Source organism: Paraburkholderia susongensis (genome assembly GCF_900177725.1).
In the GTDB taxonomy this organism is placed as follows: Bacteria; Pseudomonadota; Gammaproteobacteria; order Burkholderiales; family Burkholderiaceae; genus Paraburkholderia; species Paraburkholderia susongensis.
In genome coordinates this window covers 69432-88421 of record NZ_FXAT01000002.1, presented here as the reverse complement: position 1 = coordinate 88421, position 18990 = coordinate 69432, and the positions used below count along the sequence as shown (strand labels likewise).

Genomic DNA, 18990 nt, shown 5'->3' with positions numbered 1-18990 from the left:
AATCCCGAGCATCGACACTGCCTGCCATACATCGCCCGCCCGCCTCGCGTGGGCGCACGCACAGCCCCTTTCAACGCGAATACCTATGGCTTCCGTTCATTCCCCGGCTTCCGCGACGCCCGTGGGCGCGACTCCCGAGCATTCCCTCACCCGTATCGTCATCGCGTCCGTCGCCGGCAACGCGATGGAGTGGTACGACTTTTTTGTCTACAGCACCGCGGCCGCGCTCGTTTTCGGGCAACTGTTCTTTCCGCCCAACGCCAACCCGCTCATCGGTACGCTGGGCGCGTTCGCGGCCTTCGCGATCGGCTTCGTCGCGCGCCCGCTGGGTGGCGTCGTGTTCGGGCACATCGGCGATCGCTACGGGCGTCGGACCTCGCTCGTCTGGACTCTGCTCATCATGGGCTTTGCGACCTTCGGCATCGGCCTGCTTCCGGGTTACGGCCAGGCCGGCCTATGGGCGCCCGCCGCGCTCGTCGCTCTGCGGCTCCTGCAAGGCGTCGCCTCGGGTGGCGAATGGGGCGGCGGCGTGCTCATCATCAGCGAAAACGCGCCGCCCGAAAAGCGCGGCTATTACGCGGCGTGGAGCCAGTTGGGCGTGGGCGCCGGCTTTGTACTTTCGTCCGCGGCGTTTCTTGCGGTGGAGGCGCTGCCGCGAGACCAGTTCCTCGCGTGGGGATGGCGTCTGCCCTTTCTCGCGAGCATCCTCATCTTCGCAATCGGTCTGTATATCCGGCGCCGTCTGCCGGAAAGCCGCGACTTCGCGACGGCCGAAGAGGCGGGCAAGACAGCGCACATGCCGGTGCTCGAAGCAATCAGGCGGCACCCGAAAGAGATCCTCATGGCGATGGGCCTGCGCGTGGCCGAGAACGGCGGTGCCTACATCTTTCTCGCGTTTTCACTCGTCTACGGCAAATTCGTGGGCATCCCGAACTCGACGATGCTCACAGGCGTGATGCTCGCGATGATCGTCGAAATGGGGGCGATGCTTGCATGGGGCAGGCTCTCGGACCGCATCGGCCGCAAGCCCGTCTATATGATCGGCGCGCTCTCGCTCGTCGCGATGGCGTTCCCGTTCTTCTGGCTGCTCAACACGCACTCCACGCCCCTCATCTGGCTCGCGCTGGTAGCAGGCACCGCAATCTGCCACGGCGCCATGATCGGTACGCTGCCCGCGCTGGTCGGCGAACTCTTCAGCACCGAGGTGCGCTATTCCGGCGTTGCGCTGGGCCACGAAGTGGCGTCGATTTTCGCGGGCGGTCTATCGCCGTTGATCGCCACGGCGCTACTCGCCCGCTATCACGCGTACTGGCCGATATCGTTGTTTCTCGCCGCGCTCGGCCTCATCACGGCCGTGACCTTGAAGTTCACACACGAAACGCGTCGGCCGTAACTCGGCAGGTGGCGAGGCGGATCGCGACCGGCTTGCCGGGCCGGCCGCTGCCGGCTCCGCATTATCAACGGCATTTATCTATTCAGCCATTTTTTATCGATTTGCCTGATTGGCAGGGCCGCCGTATGCTCGGTTTCAACGCTCGCGCCACGCGCGCGAACGTCCCCAGCAGTCCAGCACTCAGCCATTTCAGCGATCGGGTCTCACCATGCAAGCCAATACATTCAAGGTTCGCGTCGACGCCTTGCGCGACGAAGCACACGGCATTCGTTCGTTCAGCATTTCCCGGCTCGACGGCAAGCCGTTCGATGCCTACGAGCCGGGCGCGCATATCGACGTCACGACGCCGTCCGGCGTCACGCGCCAGTACTCGCTGTGCGGCGACCCCGACCAGCGCGACGCGCAACTCTTCGCCGTCAAGCGCGAGAGCACATCGCGCGGCGGTTCGAGTTCGCTGCATGACGACGTGACGGTTGGCACCGAACTCTCGGTCGGCGCGCCGCGCAACCTTTTCCAGCTCGCGCCCGAGGCGCGGCGCCATGTGCTCGTCGGCGCGGGCATCGGCATTACGCCGCTTCTATCGATGGCTTATCGCCTCATCAGGCAGAGCGCGCCGTTCGAACTGCATTATTTCGCGCGCAGCGAGGAACACGCGGCGTTTCTGCCGCTGCTCGCGCGTGCGCCGTTCGCGGCTTACGTGAAACTGCATTTCGGCGTGGAGCCCGATGCGCTCGACGGCGCGCTCGCCTCGTGTCTCGCCGATGTCGCCACAGGAACGCACGTCTACACGTGCGGACCCTCCGCCTTCATGGAACGCGTGGTCGCGACGGCCGAAAAGCGCCTGCCCGAAGACGCGATCCATCTCGAGCGCTTCGCCGCGGAGCCAACCGCACCCGAAAGCGGCACGGCGCTCGACGCGTTCGATGTGCAGGTGGCCAGCACGGGCCAGACCGTGCGTGTAGAGAAGAACACATCGATCGTCGACGCGCTCGCGGCGATCGGCATCGAGGTCGATACGTCATGCGGCGAAGGCGTGTGCGGCACCTGCATGGTCGACGTCGTGACGGGCGAGCCCGAACATCGCGACCACTGCCTGAGCAAGGCTGAGCGCGCGAGCAACAAGGTCATCTGCTGCTGCATTTCGCGTTCGCGCTCACCGGTTCTCGTGCTCGATCTCTGAACGGCAGCGCAAACGCCGCTACATTTGCCGCTTCATTCAGTGCGTCGCCTCGTCGAAGCGCTGCATGATGCCCTGAATGAGCTCGCGCATCCACGCGATACCTTCGTCCTCGTGGAAGTGATCGTGCCAGTGCATCGTCACGGCCGCGACGGGCAGCGTCACAGGCAATGCATAGATCTGGAAACGCCCATCCCGATTGAACAGGTGCGCAAGACGGCGCGGCAGTGTCGCGTACAGATCCGTCACGGCCAGCACGTTCGGCAGCGCGACGAAGTGCGGCAATTCGAGCGCGATGTTGCGCCCCACACTCTGCGAGCGCAGCGCGTCGTCGAGCGCATGATGGCTATGCTCGACCGACCTCACCTGCACATGCGACGCGCCGACGAACTGCGCGAGGCTCAGCGTGTCGCCGCGCGGCAAACCGCGCCGCCGCCGCGTCATGCACACATAGGTCTCCTCGAATAGCAACTGGTGGCGCGTGCGCGACGTCAGCTCGGGCAGGTTGCCGATCGCGAAGTCGAGCCGGCTCGCACGCAGCGCGTCCTCGATCTCCTGCACGGGCAGCGGCTCGACGCATACCTTGATGTGCGGCGCCTCGCGATGCAGCGCCTCGCAGATCGGCGGCAAGTACGCCATTTCCCCCGCATCCGACAACGACAGCCTGAACGTTCGCGTGCTCACCACCGGATCGAAGCGCTCCGCGTAGCGCAGCGCCGCGCGCACGGTGTCGAGCGCGTGGCCGACGATCGAAGCGAGCTCCAGCGCGATCGGCGTGGGCTGCATGCCCGCGCGCGTGCGAATGAAGAGCGGATCGTCGAACAGCGAGCGCAGGCGCGACAGCGAATAGCTGATGGCGGGCTGCGAGAGCGCAAGGCGCTCGCCCGCCTTCGTCAGGCTGCGTTCCTCGACGATGGCCTCAAAAACCCGCAACAGATTGAGATCGACGTGATCGAGAGTAGGCATCGTTTTATCAGCGGCATTTATGTGAGACTTAATTTTAGATCGATTTGACGTATGGTGTGCCACAGACGAGACTGCAATCAACGCAGCGGCGGTCAACGCGCTGTGCAATAACCACCTCGCGAGACATCGCGATCACCCCGATACTCGACATCATGAGCGATACCTGGCAGACCATCGACACGAGCACGCTGCGCGGCCGCGTACAGGCCGACCGCATCGCGCCTTCGCTGTACTACGATCCGGCGCTGTTCGAAGCGGAACTCGAACGCATTTTCTACAAGACGTGGATCTGGGTTGCGCACGAAAGCGAACTGCCCAATCCGGGCGACTTCCGCACCACGACGATCGGCCGCCAGCCGGTGATCGTCGTGCGCGACAAGACCGGCGCCGTCAACGTGCTGCAAAACCGCTGCCGCCATCGCGGCGCGACCGTGTGCGAAGAGCACAAGGGCAACGCGAAGGGCTTCACGTGTCCGTACCATAGCTGGTCCTATGCGCTCGACGGCACGCTGCGCGCGCTGCCCTACGGCGATGGCTACGAAGGTGTGTGCGAAAAGGGTGATCTCCCGCTCGAAAAGCTGCGCGTCGGCATTTACCAGGGGCTCATTTTCGCGAGCTTCAACCAGGATATCGAGCCGCTCGAAGACTTCCTCGGCGGTGCCAAGCCGTGGATCGACCTGTTCATGAAACAGGGCGCGGGCTATCCGGTGAAAGCCAACGGCGAGCACAAGTTCAAGTTCAAGGGCAACTGGAAGATCCAGCTCGAGAACACGACGGACCTGTATCACTTCCCGGTCGTGCACAAATCGTGGATGAAGTCGATCGACGACGAAACCGCCGCGGCGATCACGAGCTTCATGACGAGCGACAAAGCCTTCTGCCGTTCGCTCGGCAACGGCCACAGCCTCGCCGTGCTCATGCCCGAACTCGTCGATCTCGACGAGGACGACGGCGCGCCGCTGCCCGAGCGCTTCCAGGAGTTGGCCGCACAGCTCGCCGAGCGCCATACGGCCGAGGAAGTGCGGCGCATCGTGCGCTCGCTGATGGGCGTCGGCTTCAACCTGAATCTGTTTCCGAATCTCGCGTTGTCGATGGCGTTTTTCCGCGTGCTGCGCCCGATTTCCGCCGAGGAAACCGAAATCCGCCACGTCGCGCTCGGAATGGACGGCGGCCCGGAGGAAGCCAACCGCGTGCGCCTGCGCATTCACGAACACTTCCAGGGCCCGTTCGGATTCGGCAGCCCCGACGACGCCGAAGCATGGGAGCGCGTGCAACGCGGCGCGCATGCCGGGCCCGATATTCCGATCCTCGTGAATCGCGGCCTGAATCGCGAAACGACCGCACCGAACGGAGAAAAGACCGCGCACGCCACCGACGAAACCGGCATGCGCGAAGCGTATGCACAATGGCGCGCGATGATGGAGGCATGATGGACGACCGAAACGTACTCAACTCGCACGAGACCTTTGCACGCGCCGTGCAATTCATCTGGCGCGAAGCCGAAATGCTGGACCGGCGCGAATACCGCGCATGGCTCGACCTGTGGGATCCGCAAGGCCACTACGTCGTGCCGATCGATCCGAACACGACTGACTTCGCCGCCACGCTGAACTACGCGTATGACGATCAGCACATGCGCGAGATGCGCGTGCAGCGCATGACGTCGGGCTATTCGGCGTCGGCCTCCGACGCGGCGCGCACGGTACGCACGGTGTCGCGCTTCACGCTGTCGAGCGACGCGGCCGATACCGTCGAAGTGAAGTCGGCGCAGATCATCGTCGCGTACAAGCGCGGCACGAACACGATCTTCGCGGCGGACCTCACGCATCGCATCAGTTTCGCGGGCGGCGAGCCGAAGCTGCAGCAGAAAGTGATCCGCCTGATCGATTCGACCGAAGCGCTGAGCGCCATCGGTTTCCTGCTCTAAGAACAGGGGCGCGCGTCATCGGCGCGCGCCCTGCTTCCATTCACATGCCGACACTCGTCGCCACGCTATTCGAGCCTGAGCGGCAGCGCGAAGCAGCATTCGAGGCCGCCGTCCGCCGCCGGCAGCGCCCAGATCGTTCCGCCGTGCCGTGTCACGATGTTCTTGCACAGCGACAGGCCGATGCCGTTGCCGGCCGCCTTCGACGACGAAAAGCCGTCGAAGAGCCGCCCATGCGCATCGGCGGGCACGCCCGGGCCGTTGTCGATCACGCGCACGAGCGCCTTGCCCTCCTCTTCCTCGCACGCGAGCGTCAGATCGCGCCGGTCCGCCGCGACGTCGGCCAGCGCGTCGATCGCGTTGAACGCGAGATTCAGCATTACCTGCCCGATCAACACGCGCTCGCACAGCACGGGCAACGCGGCCCTGGGTTGCATGATATGAACCCGCACACCCGCATCGCGCGCGCGCAGCTCGATGAAGTAAGCGACGTCGGCGAGAATATCGCGCAGGTCCATGCGCGTTTCGGTCGGCTCGCGTTTCACGATGTATTCGCGCACGCTCTTGATGATGAGCGCGGCGTGCTCCGCCTGGCGGTCGGCGCTGCGCAGTCCCCAGATCGCATCCTCGACGGGCCCCGCGTACTCGAGGCGCCGGATCGATCCCTCGATGAAATTGCGCACGGCCGCGAGCGGCTGGCTCAACTCATGCGCGATGGCCGTGGCCATTTCTCCCATCGCGTTGTAACGCCCCGCGTATTCGAGTATGCGCGCCTCGGTGCGGCGCGCTTCCTCGATGCCGACTTCGTCGGAGATGTCGCGAAAGTGGATCAGCAGGCCGTCAATGTCGTCTTCGATCACGAGCCGCCGGCACGTGATGCGCAGCCAGCACGCGCTGCCGTCGCGCCGGATCATGCGATAGCGTTGCGGCGAGGACGGGCGCTGCAACGGCGCATCGTCGAGCTGTCCGGCAAGGCTCTCGCGACTGCGCGCGCCGCAGTAGTCGAACACCGAACCCGGCGCGTCGCCAGCGGCGAGACCGAGCAGGCGGCGCCCCGAATCGCTGATGAACTGAATCGCGCCGTCGTGCGTGAGCACCGCAACGCCCTCGCTCAGATCCTGCATGAACTCGCGCAGCCGCGTTTCGTAGCGCCGCAGTTCCTGGCGCACCGCTTCCTCCGCGCTGATGTCGCGAAACTGCACCATCACGACAGCGTGCTCCCTGAGCGGCACATAGGTCGCAATCGCCTCCGACAGCATGTCCTGTCCCGTGCGCGAGCGATAACACCATTCGTAGCCCTGCGGCCCTTCCGTGATCGAGCGATCCATCGCCGCCACGGCGATTTCGCGCCGATATTTCGGCTCAGGGCGCGTCATGTCGCGAGCCTTCAGCGGCAGCAGTTCCTCGACCGAGAAGCCGAGCGCGATGCACGCGGCGCGATTGGCCCAGACGATCGCCTTCGTGTCGGCATCGTGCAGCAGCACGCACATCGTCAATGCGTCGAGCAGGCGGTGAAAATCGTCTTCGGTGGGGTACGTCATGGTCCAATGCGAACAAAACCGGAGTCCACGAACGATAGCATCCATGCACCGCGCGGGGAATCTGAAGATTTCTTTAGACGCGCGGGGAGCGCTACTTAAAAATGCGTGCGGCGTCCCAATTGATGGCCTCTTTTTGCCTTTCTAGACTGGGTTCCAGACTGGACGGCCGCGAGCGAACGCGGCGTCCAACGCGATCCAACGCCATCAACCTTGCGGCTCAGGAACTCAGGAGATACACCATGCAATCAGTTGCGACCGCCGTCGCATCCCACAGCGACCCGCACGCAGAAGCGAGCGCCGCGCAGCCGGGCGGCAGACTCTCGCTCGACGAAGTCATCGACGTGGTGGCTGCGCGCCGCGACGAATTCGACCGGCTTTCGCACGTGCCGCGCGACGTCATCGATCTTTTCAAGCGCGCGGGCATCTACCGTGCCGCGACACCGAAGCGATTCGGCGGCGATGCGCGCGCGCCCGGCGAGTTTCTCGAGATGATCGAGCGCATTGCCGTCGCCGACGGCTCCGCCGCGTGGGTCGCGAGCTTCGGTTCGGCCAACGTCTACCTCGCCGCGCTGCCGCTCGAAACACAGGCGCGGATCTATGCGAGCGGCCCGGACCAGGCATTCGCGGGCGGCCTTTTCCCGGTGCAGTCCGCGCAAGCCGTCGAGGGCGGCTGGCGCGTGAACGGCACGTGGAAGTTCGCCAGCGGCTGCAAGGGCGCCGACTGGCTCGGCGTCGGCATCAGCACCGGCGACGCCGCGGGCAGCGGCCCGAACAAGCCGCGCACGGCCGTGTTCCGCCCTGAACAGGTGGAGATCGTCGAGAACTGGGACGTAGTCGGCATGCAGGGCACGGGCAGTCACGATCTGCGCGTGACCGAGCAGATCGTCAGCGACGACTGGACCTTCGTGCGTGGCGGCACGCCTTGTGTCGACGAACCGCTCTATCGCTACCCGACCGTCGCCTACGCGGCCCAGGTGCTCGCGGTCGTGAACCTCGGCCTTGCGCGTGCCGCGCTCGACGTCGCGAACCACATGTCGGGCGGCCGCCGCACGACGACCGGCGCACCGCAACTCGCGGACCGCGCGTACTATCGCATCGAGCTGGCGAAGGCCGAGGCGCAGTTGCGCTCGGCGCGCGCGTTCTTCTACGAATCGACCGACAGCGTCTGGCAATCGATCCTCGCCGGCAATCCGGTGACGCCCGAGCAGGTCAGTATGCTGCGTCTGTGCGCGACCCACATCGCGCGCGAAGGCGCCGACGTCGTGAATCGCGCGTATCGGCTCGGCGGCACGATGGCGATCTATCGCACGCATCCGCTGCAGCGTCTGCTGCGCGACTCGATGGTGGTCACGCAGCACGCGTTCCTCGGCGAAGGCAATTTCGACGGAGCCGGTGCCGTGTTCGTCGGCGTGCCGCCGATTCCGGGCTACCTGTAACCATATCCCCTCTTTCAAGGAATCAATCACATGTCGGATACTTCCGCGAACCGTCCCCTGCCGCTGCGCGTGCTCTTCTGCTGCGGCGTCACGCAAAACTTCTTCGACCTGCCGCGCGAAAAGATCGGCGAAGTGTGGCAGGCGTACGGCAAGATGCTGGCCGCCATCGAAGCGATGGACGGCGTCAAGGTGCTCGGCGTCATGGACGACGACCGCCTCGTGGTCGGCCAGGCGACCGGTTCGCCGTGGACCTTCTACATCATGGCCGACGTCGCCGACTTCGACACCACGGTGGCCGTCTGCAATCTGTATCGCACGACGCCGGTGGGTGAGTACAACCTGTGGCGCTACGGCAAGATCGAGGCGCGCGTGGGACGTGCGCTTGCCGTGCCGCCCGCCGCGGGGGCATGACGCGATGGCGATGACGACCGACGCAATGCGCACGATTGCCGCGCTCGAAGCGCGCCTCGCCGCACTCGAAGGCGCGGCTGCGGCACGCAGGACCATGGCGCGCTACATGGCGCTGTGCGACGTGCCGAGCGGCGCGCTCGACGGCGAAGCGCTCGAACGTCTCTTCACCGCCAACGCGGTGTGGGAAGGCATCGGCCCGCAATACACGAGCAAGTTCGGCCGCATCGAGGGGCGCGAGGCGATCGTCGCGATGCTCGCGCGCTATCTGCCGCCTGCGCCGCACTTCGCGACCAACGTGCACTTTCTGACGTCGGAGAGCATCGACATGGTGACGCCGGCGCGCGCGAAGGGACGCTGGATCATGCTGCAAGCTTCGGGCTATGTGGACGAACGCGCCGAGCTGATCGGCGCGCGGCTCGAGGTGGACTTCGTGCCCGTGTCCGATGCGTCCGGTGCGTCCGATGCTTCTGTATGGCAGATCGCGCACTTTCGCACCGAGCGTCTGTTCGATGCACCGTGGCGCGTGTCGCCCCGGCCTGCTCCGTAACCTGATTGACCGACCTAACGGAACCGAATCGATGAGCGCTTTGATCAGTACTTTCTCGCTTGGCGGCGACGGCCCCACTATCGCCATCAAGGACACCATCGACATTGCGGGCATGCCGACGACCGCTGCAAGCCGCGCACTCGCCGATGCCGCGCCCGCGCAACGGCATGCGCAAGTCGTGCAGTTGCTGCTCGACACGGGCTGGAAAATCATCGGCAAGGCCAACATGCACGAGCTCGCGTTCGGCATGACAGGCATCAACGACTACACGGGCACGCCCGTCAATCCGCAGGACGCGACGCGCATTCCGGGCGGCTCATCGAGCGGCTCGGCCTCCGCGGTCGGCCTCGGGCTCGCGGACGCCGCGCTCGGCACCGATACGGGCGGCTCGATTCGCGGCCCGGCCGCATGTTGTGGCGTGACAGGCTTCAAGCCGACATTCGGGCGTGTTTCGCGGCGCGGCGTCGCGCCCGCCGAATCGACGCTCGATTGCGTCGGTCCGTTTGCGCGCGAGATGCGCATGATCGCGGAGACGATGGGCGCCATCGCGCCCGGCTTCGACAGGAACGCCGCGCTGAAAAAAGTGACCACGTGCAATGTCGGCGTCGCGAATGTCGATGCGCAGGCGGACCTGCTTGCCTCGGTCGCGCGCGCGCCGCAACGCGCAGGCTTCACGTCACGAGCCATCGACCTCGCGGGCCTCGCCGACGCATTCCAGGCGGGACTCTCGATCATCAACGCGGAGACGTGGGCCGCATTCGGCCATCTCGTCGATAGCGGCAAGCTCGGCGCCGATCTCGAAGCGCGCCTGCGCGCCGCTTCGGCCACGACGCCGGAACAGGTGAGCGCGGCGGAACGCGTGCGCCGAAGCTTTACCGAAGCGGTCGATCGCGCGCTCGACAGCGTCGATGTCATCGTGATGCCGACACTGCCCGCCTTGCCGATCACGCTCGACGACGCGCGGCGCGGTGTCTCGGTGATTGCGATGTCGTCGCTGATTCGCCCGTTCAATCTCAGCGGTCATCCGGCATTGAGCTTGCCGCTGCCGATCGACGGCTCGCCATTGAAAGCCGGGTTGCAGATCGTCGGGCGTCACGGCGCCGACGAGCAGGTCTGCGCGGTCGCCGCCGCGTTCGAAGCCGCCCTCGCCGGCTGATCCAGCTGAGCCAACTGAACCAGCTGAGCCCGCTGAAATTCTTCAAGGAACCGAAAACGTCATGTCCAGCAGAGTCGTCCTCGTTACCGGCGCGGCGCGCGGCCTCGGCGCCGTCATCGCCGCGCGTTTTCATGCGGCAGGCTACCGTGTCGCCCTCGGCGACGTAGCCGTCGAAGCAGCCGAAGCCGTCGCGCGCGACCTGAGTGCCGACGCATCGAGCGCGTTCGCGCTGAAGCTCGATGTCACGTCGAAACAGGATTTTGTGAGCGCGCGCGACGCGATCGTCGCGCGCTGGGGCCGCATCGATGCGCTCGTCAACAACGCGGGCGCATCGAAAGTCGTGCCCGTGATGGAAATCACCGCCGAGCAGTTCGATCAGGTGATCGACGTCAACCTGCGCAGCGTGCTGTTCGGCTGCCAGGTATTCGGACAATACTTCGCGAATCAGCGTGAAGGACGCATCGTCAACATCGCGTCGCTCGCGGGCCAGAACGGCGGCTCGGCGACCGGCGCGCACTATGCGGCCGCCAAGGGTGGCGCCATCACGCTCACGAAGGTGTTCGCGCGGGACCTCGCCGCGTCGGGAGTGACGGTCAATGCGATCTCGCCGGGACCGCTCGATTTGCCGATCGTGCACGAGAGCGTGCCCGCGGAAAAACTCGCCACGGTAATCGCGAACATTCCAGTGGGCCGCCTCGGCGCCGCCGGCTATATCGCCGACGCCGCCGTTCTGCTCGCTTCAGGCAATGCGTATTTCGCCAACGGCGCGTGCTGGGACATCAACGGCGGGCTCTATATGCGTTGACGTCACCACCCGCGTGTTGCTTGCGCGGGCCCGCCGCGCGCTATCGTGGGTCCGTTGTGGGCCCGTCGTGGGTCCGTCAGCGCACGCACCGCCTCACGGCGTGTGCGTCTGCGTGTCCTGATTCCACACCGCCATCACGTCGCGCACGAGCGTCGCAATCGACGCCACACCGAGCTTCTCCTTGATGCTCGCGCGATGCACGTCGACCGTCTTCACGCTGATGTCGAGCTCCGCCGCGATGCGCTTGCTGCCCTTGCCGTCGATGACGCCGCGCAGCACCTCCTTCTCGCGCCCCGTCAGCGATTCGAGACGCTTGCTCAGATCGCGCCGCTTCTGGTCGGCGGCATGACGCTGCGTGGCGAGCTTCATCGCGCGTTGCACGCGATCGAGCATCTGCTGCGAGTTATACGGCTTTTCGACGAAGTCGATCGCGCCGTTCTGCAGCGCGCGCACCGACATCGGTATGTCGCCGTGGCCGCTCACGAAAATGATCGGCAACGTCGCGCCGCGACAGTTCAATTCCGTCTGCACGTCGAAGCCGCCAGTCTCCGGCATGCGCACGTCGAGCACCAGACACGCGGGGATGTCCGGATCGAATGCGCGCAGAAAATCGGTTGCGTTGGCGAACCCTTCCGATTTCACGCCGACCGACTCCAGCAGCCATGCCAACGAGGTGCGCATGCCGTTATCGTCGTCGACGATGTAGATGACCGGAGCAGGTAAGGTCACTTGCTCTCTCTCCGTTATGGTTCGTTGCGAAACGCCGTGAGACGTGCCCTGTGCCGCCTCATTTCATCTTCGCGTTCGCGCAGTTGCATTCCATCATAACCAGCCGAAAAAGCCCTGAAAAGCCGCGCTACATGTAATTTCACGGTAATTTCCCCAGGCGGATCCCAGGCGCTCGCGCGCCTCCTGGTGAAACCTTTAGACGCCTTGGGAGCGACGCCAGCGCGCGGGCGATTCGTGACAATATTTTTCGCGCGGTGCTTGCCGTACGCTTGAATCATGCTCAGCGCGATCCCGGTGCGATCTCGGCGAATGCGCGCTGATGTCCACGCTGATGCCCACGCTGGTGCCTATGAAAGCAACGTCATTGCACGGAACAACACACATGGCCAATACATCCTGCCCGACCCCGCTCCCCGTGAACGACGAGCGCAAGCAATTTCGCCAGGCGATGGCGCATCTGTCCGCGGCGGTCAACGTGATCACGACGGCCGGTCCGCTCGGCCGCTGCGGCATCACCGCGAGCGCTGTTTGCTCCGTGACGGATTCGCCGCCTACGCTGCTCATCTGCCTGAACCGTTCCAGCGCGATGCATACCGCGTTCGCGGGCAATAGCCGCATCTGCGTGAACGTGCTGCCCGGCGAGCACGAACTGCTCGCGAAGCACTTCGCGGGTCTCACACAGTTGCCGATGGACGCGCGCTTCGACCTGCCGCTATGGGACGAAGGCGAGCACGGCGTGCCCGTGCTGCGCGATGCACTCGCGAGCCTGCAGGGCGAGATCGTCGAGTGCAAGGACGTCGGCTCGCACTCGGTCATCTTCGTGAAGGCGACCCATATCCGCGTGCGCAGCGACGGCGACGGGCTTGTCTACTTCGACCGCAATTTCCACCGCCTCGCCCGGCCGTGCGCTGTGTAGATCAGCGTGACACGACCGCCTGCACGACCGACATGATCTGCTGCGCGGCCGTTTTCACGTGTTGCTCGAGCAGTTTGGCGCCGAGCTTCGCGTCCCGCTTCCGGCAGGCTTCGATCAATGCCATGTGTTCGTCGTGGGACTGCTCGCGAATCGGCACCTGCACAGCCTGGAAACGGAAATAACGGTCGCTGCGATCGTGCAGCACCCGCAGCATCTGCAACGTGATGTCGCGCTGCGCCGGCAGATAAAGCGTTTCGTGCAGGCGCCAGTTCAGTTGCCCCCAGACACCCGAATCCGCGTTGTCCATTTCCTTGACGAGTCGCACGGCCTTGCCGATCTCGGCTTCGGTGATGCGCGGAATCGCTTCCGAAAAGATCCAGGGTTCGAGACGCAGCCGGATGTCGAAGGTTTCCTTGACTTCGTCGATCGACAACTCCGCCACGTAGGCGCCCTTGTGCGGCACGCTGGTCAGAAGCCCCTCGGCGGTCAGGCGCGTAATGGCCTCGCGCACCGGCACGCGGCTTACGCCCAGTTCCTCCGCGAGCGCCTCCTGGCGCAGTACCTCGCCGGGCGCCAGTTCGCCGCTCAGAATCCGCTGGCGGACCGCGGTCGTCACCAGTTCGACCGTGGTGGGCCGGACGATTTTTCGCGTGTTTTCCTCCGCGATGATTTCATTCATCGTGGATGCATTTCTGGCAGGACGCTTGGCGGATACCGGAGGCATGATCGGCTTCATTACGGGATTCTGGATACAGCGATGATGCTATCACGGTGTCGGCTTTCGGATCCAAAATCCAATGAACAATGCGGCGTCACCGCAACGCTTCGCGCACCCAGGTGCCGTTTTTCATCACCCCGGCAATACGTTCGCCCTGCCCGGTCAGCACGCTGATGTCCTTCAGCGGGTCGCCGTCGACGACGAGCAGGTCCGCGTAAGCACCGGCAGAGACGACACCGAGGCGCCCTTGTTGCCCGACGATTTCCGCACCCATGGCCGTGGCCTGGCAGAGAGTTTCGAACGCGCCGAGAATGCCGGCGCGAATCGTCAGTTCGTCGCTCTGGTACTGATGCATGTCGCCGAGCAGGTCGGTGCCCAGTCCCATTTTCACGCCCGAGCGTTTGAGCAGTTCCAGCGCCTTCAGGCCCTGCACGCGAACGTTTTCGTTTTTCGCGAGCGCGCTTTCAGTCACGCCTGACTGTGCGCCGACCCGCTTCATTGCGTCGTAGGTGACCAGCGTGGGCACCGCGAACGCGCCATGCTCCGCCATCACCGCCGCGGCTTCCTCGTCGATGAGATTGCCGTGTTCGATCGTACGCACGCCCAGCCTGACCACGCGCGAGATGGCTTTGGGCGTGTACGCATGCGCCATCACGTACGTCTGATGCGACGCCGCTTCCTCGACGATCGCCTTGATCTCGTCAACCGAGAACTGCAGATTGCCGATCGGATCGGTCGGCGACGCGACGCCCCCCGAGGCCATGATCTTGATATGGTGCGCACCCGCGCGCATCTCTTCGCGGACCGCCTTGCGCACGTCGTCCACGCCGTCGACGATACGGCCGATCGCACCCAGGTTGCGATGACATCCGCACGGATCGGGATCGGAGTTATCGAAGCGCTCGCGGAAGTCGCCGTGACCGCCGGTTTGCGACAACGCCTTGCCGGCAACGAACAGACGTGGCCCGGCGATCACCCCCTCCTCGATCGCGCGCGACAAGGCATAGTCGGCGCCGCCCGCGTCCCGCACGGTCGTGAAGCCGCGGTTGAGCATGCCGGCGAGAATCGGCACTGCGCGCAGCACGGCAAAGGTGTTCGGCAAACGTCCGTTATTGCCGAGGTGAGCCACCGAAGCAATGACGTGCGCATGACAATCGATCATGCCGGGCATCACCGTTTTGCCGCCCACGTCGATCACCTGCGCGCCTTCGATCGACACGGGCTCGCGGGTGACGTCTCTGATCACGTCCCCGTCGACGACAATGGAATACGGCGCCGTGTCGTGTTCGTGATTGACGTCCAGCACGCGCGCGTTTTTCAGGATCAACATTCGGATTCCCCAACGAGTGGTTTCGCGGCCCGCGCAAGCGCGGGACCGCAGTGGGTCATTTCAGCAGGAAGCCTCTGGCAAGCGGATCGCGATCGTCGACGAAGATCGTGTTATGGCCGGTGACGCGAGCCCACCCTTCGATGCTCGGGATGATCGCGTCGAATTCGCCGACCTTCGCCGCCTCTTCCGCAATACCGTTGAAGAGCGTGCCGATGATGCTTTCGTGCACGAAGCGCTCGCCGATCTTCAGCTTGCCTTTCGCGACCAGATGCGCCATGCGTGCCGACGTTCCGGTGCCGCACGGCGAGCGGTCGATGGCCTTGTCGCCGTAGAAGACCGCGTTGCGCGCGCTCGCGCCAGCGACCGTCGGTTCGCCGGTCCACATCACGTGACTGAGCCCGCGGATTTCAGCCTTCTCCGGATGAACGAACGGGTACTTTTCGTTCGCCTTCTGGCGCAGGATCGGACTGAGACGCTGGATGTCCGAAGGCTTGAGCGTATGCAGACCCGCGTAGTTCGCCTGCGGCTCGACGATCGCGTAGAAGTTGCCGCCATACGCGACGTCGAAGCGGATTTCACCGAGCCCGTCGACCTCGACCGTCAGATCCGTCGAGTGCAGAAACGACGGCACGTTGATGAGCTGCACGGAATCGACGTGGTCGCCATCCATCCTGTAGCGCGCGACCACGACGCCCGCCGGCGTATCGAGGCGCAGCACGCCTGGTTCGCGCGGCCGCACGAGGCCATGTTCGATGGCGCTCGTCACGGTGCCGATCGTGCCGTGGCCGCACATCGGCAGACAGCCGCTCACCTCGATAAAGAGAATCGCGACATCGCAGTCAGGACGCGTCGGCGGATAAAGAATGCTGCCCGACATCACTTCGTGGCCGCGCGGCTCGAACATCAGCGAGGTGCGGATCCAGTCGAATTCGCGCTCGAAGTGCGCGCGCCGCTCGATCATGTTCGCGCCCTCGAGCCGGGGCGCGCCCCCGGCGACGACCCGGACCGGATTGCCGCACGTGTGTCCGTCGATGCAAAAGAATGTCGATTTCATAGGCCTCGCCCGCTTACTTCGACAACGCGCGCACGTTCGCCAGCGTCTTCTCGACGATCGCCACCACCTTCTCGCGCTCTGCTCCTTCGAGCTTGAGACGCGGCGCTTTCACGGTTTCCGCATAGCCGGCCGTGATGTTCTCGGCCAGCTTGATGTACTGCACGAGCTTCACGTGCGTGTCGAGATGGAACAGATCGATCAGCGCGCGATACAGTTTGCGGGCCCGTTCATAGTCGCCGGCGACAGCCAGCTTCAGCAGCTCGACCGATTCGCGCGGCACCGCGTTGGCCATGCCCGACACCCAGCATTTCGCGCCCAGCGCAGCCGACTCGAGCACCAGATCGTCGACGCCGCACACCACCGCGAGCCGCTCGCCGAAACGGTTGATCAGGTCGGTCACGCGGGTCGTGTCGTACGTCTCTTCCTTCAGCGCTTCAATCGTCGGCTCCTTCAGCAGTTCCGCGACGACATCCGGCGTCAGGTCCACGCCATAGCCGCGCGGATTGTTATAGAGCAGGATCGACAGGCTGGAGGCCTGCGCGATGGTCCTGAAATACGCGATCGTTTCCCGCGGGTCGGACTTGTACGTCAGCCCCGGAAAGACCATCAGGCCCTGCACGCCGAGCGCCTGCGCATCCTTCGCATACTGGACCGCGCTCGCCGTGTTGGTTTCGGCCAGACCCGCGATCACCGGCACGCGGCCATTGACGGTTTCCACCGCCAGGCGGATCACCGTGCGCTTTTCTTCCTGCGTGAGCTGCGCGCTTTCGCCGACCATGCCCATCATCACGACACCGCCGACGCCACTGTCGATCAGGCGGTTCAGACCGGACTTGATGGCATCATGATCGAGCGAACCATCCTCCTTGAGCTTCGTCGTCACAGCGGGGAAAACACCTTGCCAGTTGACTTTCATGGCGACTCCTTTTCAGAAAAAATAAAAACGGACAATGAGAGGCGGGAGATCCCGCGGATCAATCGAGGTCGCGGTGGCCTCGTCAATTCTGGAATCGCTTGATCGAATACGGTTCAAGGTCGATTCCAGGTGTTCGGCCGGCCAGCAGGTCCGCGACGAGCGCGCCGGTCGTTGCCGACTGCGTGAGGCCGAGATGACCGTGGCCGAACGCGTAGATGACGGACGGTGCGCGCGGCGAAGAGCCGATCACAGGCAGTGAATCCGGCGTCGCCGGACGATGCCCCATCCACTTCACCGCGCCGGCGTCGTTGATGTCCGGCAGGAAGCGCTTGCCGAGCGCGAGCAATGCTTCGCTGCGCTGGTAGTTCGGCGGCGCTTCAAGGCCGGCGAATTCGGCGGCTCCGCCGATGCGCAGACCGATATCCAGCGGCGTCGCGACAAACTTGCGTTCAGCAAAGATCACTTCACGCGACAGGCCGATGCCATGCGACGGAAGCGTCATGTTGTAGCCTCGTTCGCTGTCGAGCAGCACGCGATCGCCGATCGACGCGGCAAGCGACGCGGACCACGCGCCCGTCGCCACGACCATGCGGCGGCCCTTCACCCGCTCGCCGGTCCCGATCACCGCGGCGGGTGCGAGTGCGTCGGCCAAATCGAGCGCCTGCACCGTGCCCGCGACAAACGTGGCGCCAAGCTGTTTCACCCGATCACGCAGTTGCGTGACGAGCCGTTTCGGATCGCCGATGTGCGACCAGTCGTCGAGAAACACGCCGTGCCGGAACACCGGCGCGAGCGACGGTTCGTATTCGCGAATCTCATCGGCGGACATCGCGTGCCAGCGCACGCCCAGTTCGCGTTTGAATGCCCACTCGTGCTGGTCGGCCGCGAACGCTTCGCCGGTCTCGTAGACCGTCAGCGCGCCGCGACGGTAGAAGCTGTCCATCGCGCCGACGTCCTCGAACATCGGAACGATGTCGTCGTACACGCGGTTGTTCAGGCTCGCCAGCGCCAGTGAGATTTCCCTGAAGCGCTCCTTGTTTGCCGTGCGCCGAAATGCCATGAACCAGGGCCAGGCGGCCGGCAGATGTTTCCAGTCGAGCGACAGCGGTCCCAGCGGATCGACGAGCCATTTCAACGCCTTCGTGAACAGCCCGTTCACCGCAATGGGGGTGCTCTCCGTCACGGCGATACCGCCCGCGTTGCCGTGCGACGTGCGGTCGCCTTCGAAATCGCGATCGATGACGGTGACGCTAGCGCCGTCACGCAGCGCGGACCATGCGCAGGCGAGACCGATGATTCCGCCGCCGATCACCACGACGTCGGAGGTTGGGTTGGCGTTCTGAGCATGCTGGGTCATGTACGTGACTACACCTGTTCCATGAAGTCCGGGTCTTCGAGTCCGCGGATTCTTTGAACCTGATCTTCGAGCGGCGCAACCGCCAGCTGCGCGAATATGTACGCCAGCTCGATATCGGCATGGTCATACAGACCGGCTTCGCCGAGCAGATTCATCGTGCCGAGCGTGACGCCGTTCCTGCGCACCGGAATGTTCAGTACGCTCTCGCAGCCGATCGACCACAGCGTCTCGTACTCCGAGAACACCGCCTTGATGTCTTCACGGGTCGAGCTGACGAAGATCTCGCCGCGACGCAGAACCTGGTCCGACCAGCGGCTTTGCGTCACCCGCTTGAGGCCGCCCACCGGATTGATGTCGAGGCGGTTGCTATGCAAGCGGCCGAGGCGGCTCGAGGTCTCGTCATACGCGAGCACGGTGAAGAGCCGTTGCCCGAATACTTCGGTGAGCGAGCGCTCGAACTCATGCCAGACCCGCTCTGCGCCATTTCCGACGCGATCGCCGGCGCCATCCCCGTCGCGATCACCGGCGACGGTATCGACTTCCTGCTGCAGGCGGGCGACGCGCCCGATTGCGCGCAGTATCAGTGCGAAGTTTGCGTCTCTCACGAAGCTCTC

Annotated in this window: 19 protein-coding genes; 10 read left to right on the top strand and 9 right to left on the bottom strand. The window is 64.7% G+C overall.

Annotated features, from left to right (window positions below; all coding sequences use genetic code 11):
* Positions 1 to 85: 85 nt before the first annotated feature.
* Together B9Z01_RS05570 and B9Z01_RS05565 are read left to right on the top strand one after the other, a co-directional pair.
* Positions 86 to 1393 carry an MFS transporter gene (locus tag B9Z01_RS05570; protein WP_085481266.1) on the top strand — a complete coding sequence of 436 codons (1308 nt, stop codon included), beginning with the start codon at positions 86 to 88 and terminating at the stop codon, positions 1391 to 1393.
* A 208-nt stretch (positions 1394 to 1601) separates the two neighbouring features.
* Positions 1602 to 2573, top strand: a complete 972-nt coding sequence (locus B9Z01_RS05565; protein ID WP_085481265.1) for a PDR/VanB family oxidoreductase — start codon at positions 1602 to 1604, stop codon at positions 2571 to 2573.
* A 36-nt stretch (positions 2574 to 2609) separates the two neighbouring features.
* On the opposite strand, the gene B9Z01_RS05560 is transcribed toward B9Z01_RS05565, so the two are convergent.
* Complete coding sequence (locus B9Z01_RS05560) at positions 2610 to 3536, bottom strand: LysR family transcriptional regulator (protein ID WP_085481264.1); 927 nt, start codon at positions 3534 to 3536, stop codon at positions 2610 to 2612.
* A 152-nt stretch (positions 3537 to 3688) separates the two neighbouring features.
* Here B9Z01_RS05560 and B9Z01_RS05555 point away from each other — a divergent pair, with 152 nt between their 5' ends.
* A complete protein-coding gene (locus B9Z01_RS05555) occupies positions 3689 to 4966 on the top strand; it encodes an aromatic ring-hydroxylating oxygenase subunit alpha (RefSeq protein WP_085481263.1) in 1278 nt (425 codons plus the stop codon).
* Positions 4963 to 5463, top strand: coding sequence for an aromatic-ring-hydroxylating dioxygenase subunit beta (locus tag B9Z01_RS05550; protein WP_085481262.1), 501 nt, complete (start codon positions 4963 to 4965; stop codon positions 5461 to 5463). Before B9Z01_RS05555 ends, B9Z01_RS05550 begins: the two co-directional genes overlap by 4 nt.
* 65 nt (positions 5464 to 5528) lie before the next feature.
* Here the strand turns inward: B9Z01_RS05550 and B9Z01_RS05545 are convergent, their stop codons facing one another.
* Positions 5529 to 7001 (bottom strand): PAS domain-containing sensor histidine kinase, encoded by a 1473-nt coding sequence (locus B9Z01_RS05545; RefSeq protein ID WP_085481261.1) that lies wholly within the window; start codon positions 6999 to 7001, stop codon positions 5529 to 5531.
* Between the two features lie 239 nt (positions 7002 to 7240).
* Between B9Z01_RS05545 and B9Z01_RS05540 the strand changes: the two genes are divergently transcribed.
* The 5 genes from B9Z01_RS05540 (at position 7241) to B9Z01_RS05520 (ending at position 11356) form a co-directional block, all read left to right on the top strand.
* On the top strand, positions 7241 to 8437 hold the full coding sequence (locus tag B9Z01_RS05540; RefSeq protein ID WP_085481260.1) for an acyl-CoA dehydrogenase family protein: 1197 nt from the start codon (positions 7241 to 7243) through the stop codon (positions 8435 to 8437).
* Positions 8438 to 8467: 30 nt separating this feature from the next.
* Positions 8468 to 8848, top strand: coding sequence for a hypothetical protein (locus B9Z01_RS05535; RefSeq protein WP_085481259.1), 381 nt, complete (start codon positions 8468 to 8470; stop codon positions 8846 to 8848).
* Positions 8849 to 8852: 4 nt separating this feature from the next.
* Positions 8853 to 9395 (top strand): nuclear transport factor 2 family protein, encoded by a 543-nt coding sequence (locus B9Z01_RS05530; protein WP_085481258.1) that lies wholly within the window; start codon positions 8853 to 8855, stop codon positions 9393 to 9395.
* Positions 9396 to 9426: 31 nt separating this feature from the next.
* Complete coding sequence (locus B9Z01_RS05525) at positions 9427 to 10551, top strand: amidase (protein ID WP_085481257.1); 1125 nt, start codon at positions 9427 to 9429, stop codon at positions 10549 to 10551.
* A gap of 61 nt (positions 10552 to 10612) precedes the next feature.
* Complete coding sequence (locus B9Z01_RS05520) at positions 10613 to 11356, top strand: SDR family NAD(P)-dependent oxidoreductase (RefSeq protein ID WP_085481256.1); 744 nt, start codon at positions 10613 to 10615, stop codon at positions 11354 to 11356.
* Positions 11357 to 11449: 93 nt separating this feature from the next.
* Here B9Z01_RS05520 and B9Z01_RS05515 read toward each other — a convergent pair whose 3' ends face one another.
* Positions 11450 to 12085, bottom strand: coding sequence for a response regulator transcription factor (locus tag B9Z01_RS05515; protein ID WP_085481255.1), 636 nt, complete (start codon positions 12083 to 12085; stop codon positions 11450 to 11452).
* Positions 12086 to 12467: 382 nt separating this feature from the next.
* Between B9Z01_RS05515 and hpaC the strand changes: the two genes are divergently transcribed.
* Positions 12468 to 13001 carry a 4-hydroxyphenylacetate 3-monooxygenase, reductase component gene (gene hpaC, locus B9Z01_RS05510; protein WP_085481254.1) on the top strand — a complete coding sequence of 178 codons (534 nt, stop codon included), beginning with the start codon at positions 12468 to 12470 and terminating at the stop codon, positions 12999 to 13001.
* A 1-nt stretch (position 13002) separates the two neighbouring features.
* On the opposite strand, the gene B9Z01_RS05505 is transcribed toward hpaC, so the two are convergent.
* From B9Z01_RS05505 to B9Z01_RS05480, 6 genes are all read right to left on the bottom strand, one after another.
* Positions 13003 to 13680 carry a GntR family transcriptional regulator gene (locus tag B9Z01_RS05505; RefSeq protein WP_244195933.1) on the bottom strand — a complete coding sequence of 226 codons (678 nt, stop codon included), beginning with the start codon at positions 13678 to 13680 and terminating at the stop codon, positions 13003 to 13005.
* Positions 13681 to 13813: 133 nt separating this feature from the next.
* A complete protein-coding gene (locus B9Z01_RS05500; RefSeq protein WP_085481253.1) occupies positions 13814 to 15049 on the bottom strand; it encodes a metal-dependent hydrolase family protein in 1236 nt (411 codons plus the stop codon).
* A 55-nt stretch (positions 15050 to 15104) separates the two neighbouring features.
* A complete protein-coding gene (locus B9Z01_RS05495) occupies positions 15105 to 16103 on the bottom strand; it encodes a 4-hydroxyproline epimerase (RefSeq protein ID WP_085481252.1) in 999 nt (332 codons plus the stop codon).
* Positions 16104 to 16116: 13 nt separating this feature from the next.
* Positions 16117 to 17019 (bottom strand): dihydrodipicolinate synthase family protein, encoded by a 903-nt coding sequence (locus B9Z01_RS05490; RefSeq protein ID WP_085481251.1) that lies wholly within the window; start codon positions 17017 to 17019, stop codon positions 16117 to 16119.
* Positions 17020 to 17101: 82 nt separating this feature from the next.
* Entirely contained in the window at positions 17102 to 18376 is a 1275-nt protein-coding gene (locus B9Z01_RS05485) for an NAD(P)/FAD-dependent oxidoreductase (RefSeq protein ID WP_085481250.1), read from the bottom strand.
* A gap of 8 nt (positions 18377 to 18384) precedes the next feature.
* The gene (locus B9Z01_RS05480) at positions 18385 to 18981 is read right to left on the bottom strand and encodes a GAF domain-containing protein (RefSeq protein WP_085481249.1); all 597 of its coding nucleotides are present in this window, start codon (positions 18979 to 18981) and stop codon (positions 18385 to 18387) included.
* Positions 18982 to 18990 lie beyond the last annotated feature (9 nt).

What these genes read in the sequence shown, in the direction of transcription:
- B9Z01_RS05570 (WP_085481266.1), top strand. Translation starts at nt 86, where the DNA reads ATGGCTTCCGTTCATTCCCCGGCTTCCGCGACGCCCGTGGGCGCGACT.
- B9Z01_RS05565 (WP_085481265.1), top strand. Translation starts at nt 1,602, where the DNA reads ATGCAAGCCAATACATTCAAGGTTCGCGTCGACGCCTTGCGCGACGAA.
- B9Z01_RS05560 (WP_085481264.1), bottom strand. Translation starts at nt 3,536, where the DNA reads ATGCCTACTCTCGATCACGTCGATCTCAATCTGTTGCGGGTTTTTGAG.
- B9Z01_RS05555 (WP_085481263.1), top strand. Translation starts at nt 3,689, where the DNA reads ATGAGCGATACCTGGCAGACCATCGACACGAGCACGCTGCGCGGCCGC.
- B9Z01_RS05550 (WP_085481262.1), top strand. Translation starts at nt 4,963, where the DNA reads ATGATGGACGACCGAAACGTACTCAACTCGCACGAGACCTTTGCACGC.
- B9Z01_RS05545 (WP_085481261.1), bottom strand. Translation starts at nt 7,001, where the DNA reads ATGACGTACCCCACCGAAGACGATTTTCACCGCCTGCTCGACGCATTG.
- B9Z01_RS05540 (WP_085481260.1), top strand. Translation starts at nt 7,241, where the DNA reads ATGCAATCAGTTGCGACCGCCGTCGCATCCCACAGCGACCCGCACGCA.
- B9Z01_RS05535 (WP_085481259.1), top strand. Translation starts at nt 8,468, where the DNA reads ATGTCGGATACTTCCGCGAACCGTCCCCTGCCGCTGCGCGTGCTCTTC.
- B9Z01_RS05530 (WP_085481258.1), top strand. Translation starts at nt 8,853, where the DNA reads ATGGCGATGACGACCGACGCAATGCGCACGATTGCCGCGCTCGAAGCG.
- B9Z01_RS05525 (WP_085481257.1), top strand. Translation starts at nt 9,427, where the DNA reads ATGAGCGCTTTGATCAGTACTTTCTCGCTTGGCGGCGACGGCCCCACT.
- B9Z01_RS05520 (WP_085481256.1), top strand. Translation starts at nt 10,613, where the DNA reads ATGTCCAGCAGAGTCGTCCTCGTTACCGGCGCGGCGCGCGGCCTCGGC.
- hpaC (WP_085481254.1), top strand. Translation starts at nt 12,468, where the DNA reads ATGGCCAATACATCCTGCCCGACCCCGCTCCCCGTGAACGACGAGCGC.
- B9Z01_RS05505 (WP_244195933.1), bottom strand. Translation starts at nt 13,680, where the DNA reads ATGAATGAAATCATCGCGGAGGAAAACACGCGAAAAATCGTCCGGCCC.
- B9Z01_RS05500 (WP_085481253.1), bottom strand. Translation starts at nt 15,049, where the DNA reads ATGTTGATCCTGAAAAACGCGCGCGTGCTGGACGTCAATCACGAACAC.
- B9Z01_RS05495 (WP_085481252.1), bottom strand. Translation starts at nt 16,103, where the DNA reads ATGAAATCGACATTCTTTTGCATCGACGGACACACGTGCGGCAATCCG.
- B9Z01_RS05490 (WP_085481251.1), bottom strand. Translation starts at nt 17,019, where the DNA reads ATGAAAGTCAACTGGCAAGGTGTTTTCCCCGCTGTGACGACGAAGCTC.
- B9Z01_RS05485 (WP_085481250.1), bottom strand. Translation starts at nt 18,376, where the DNA reads ATGACCCAGCATGCTCAGAACGCCAACCCAACCTCCGACGTCGTGGTG.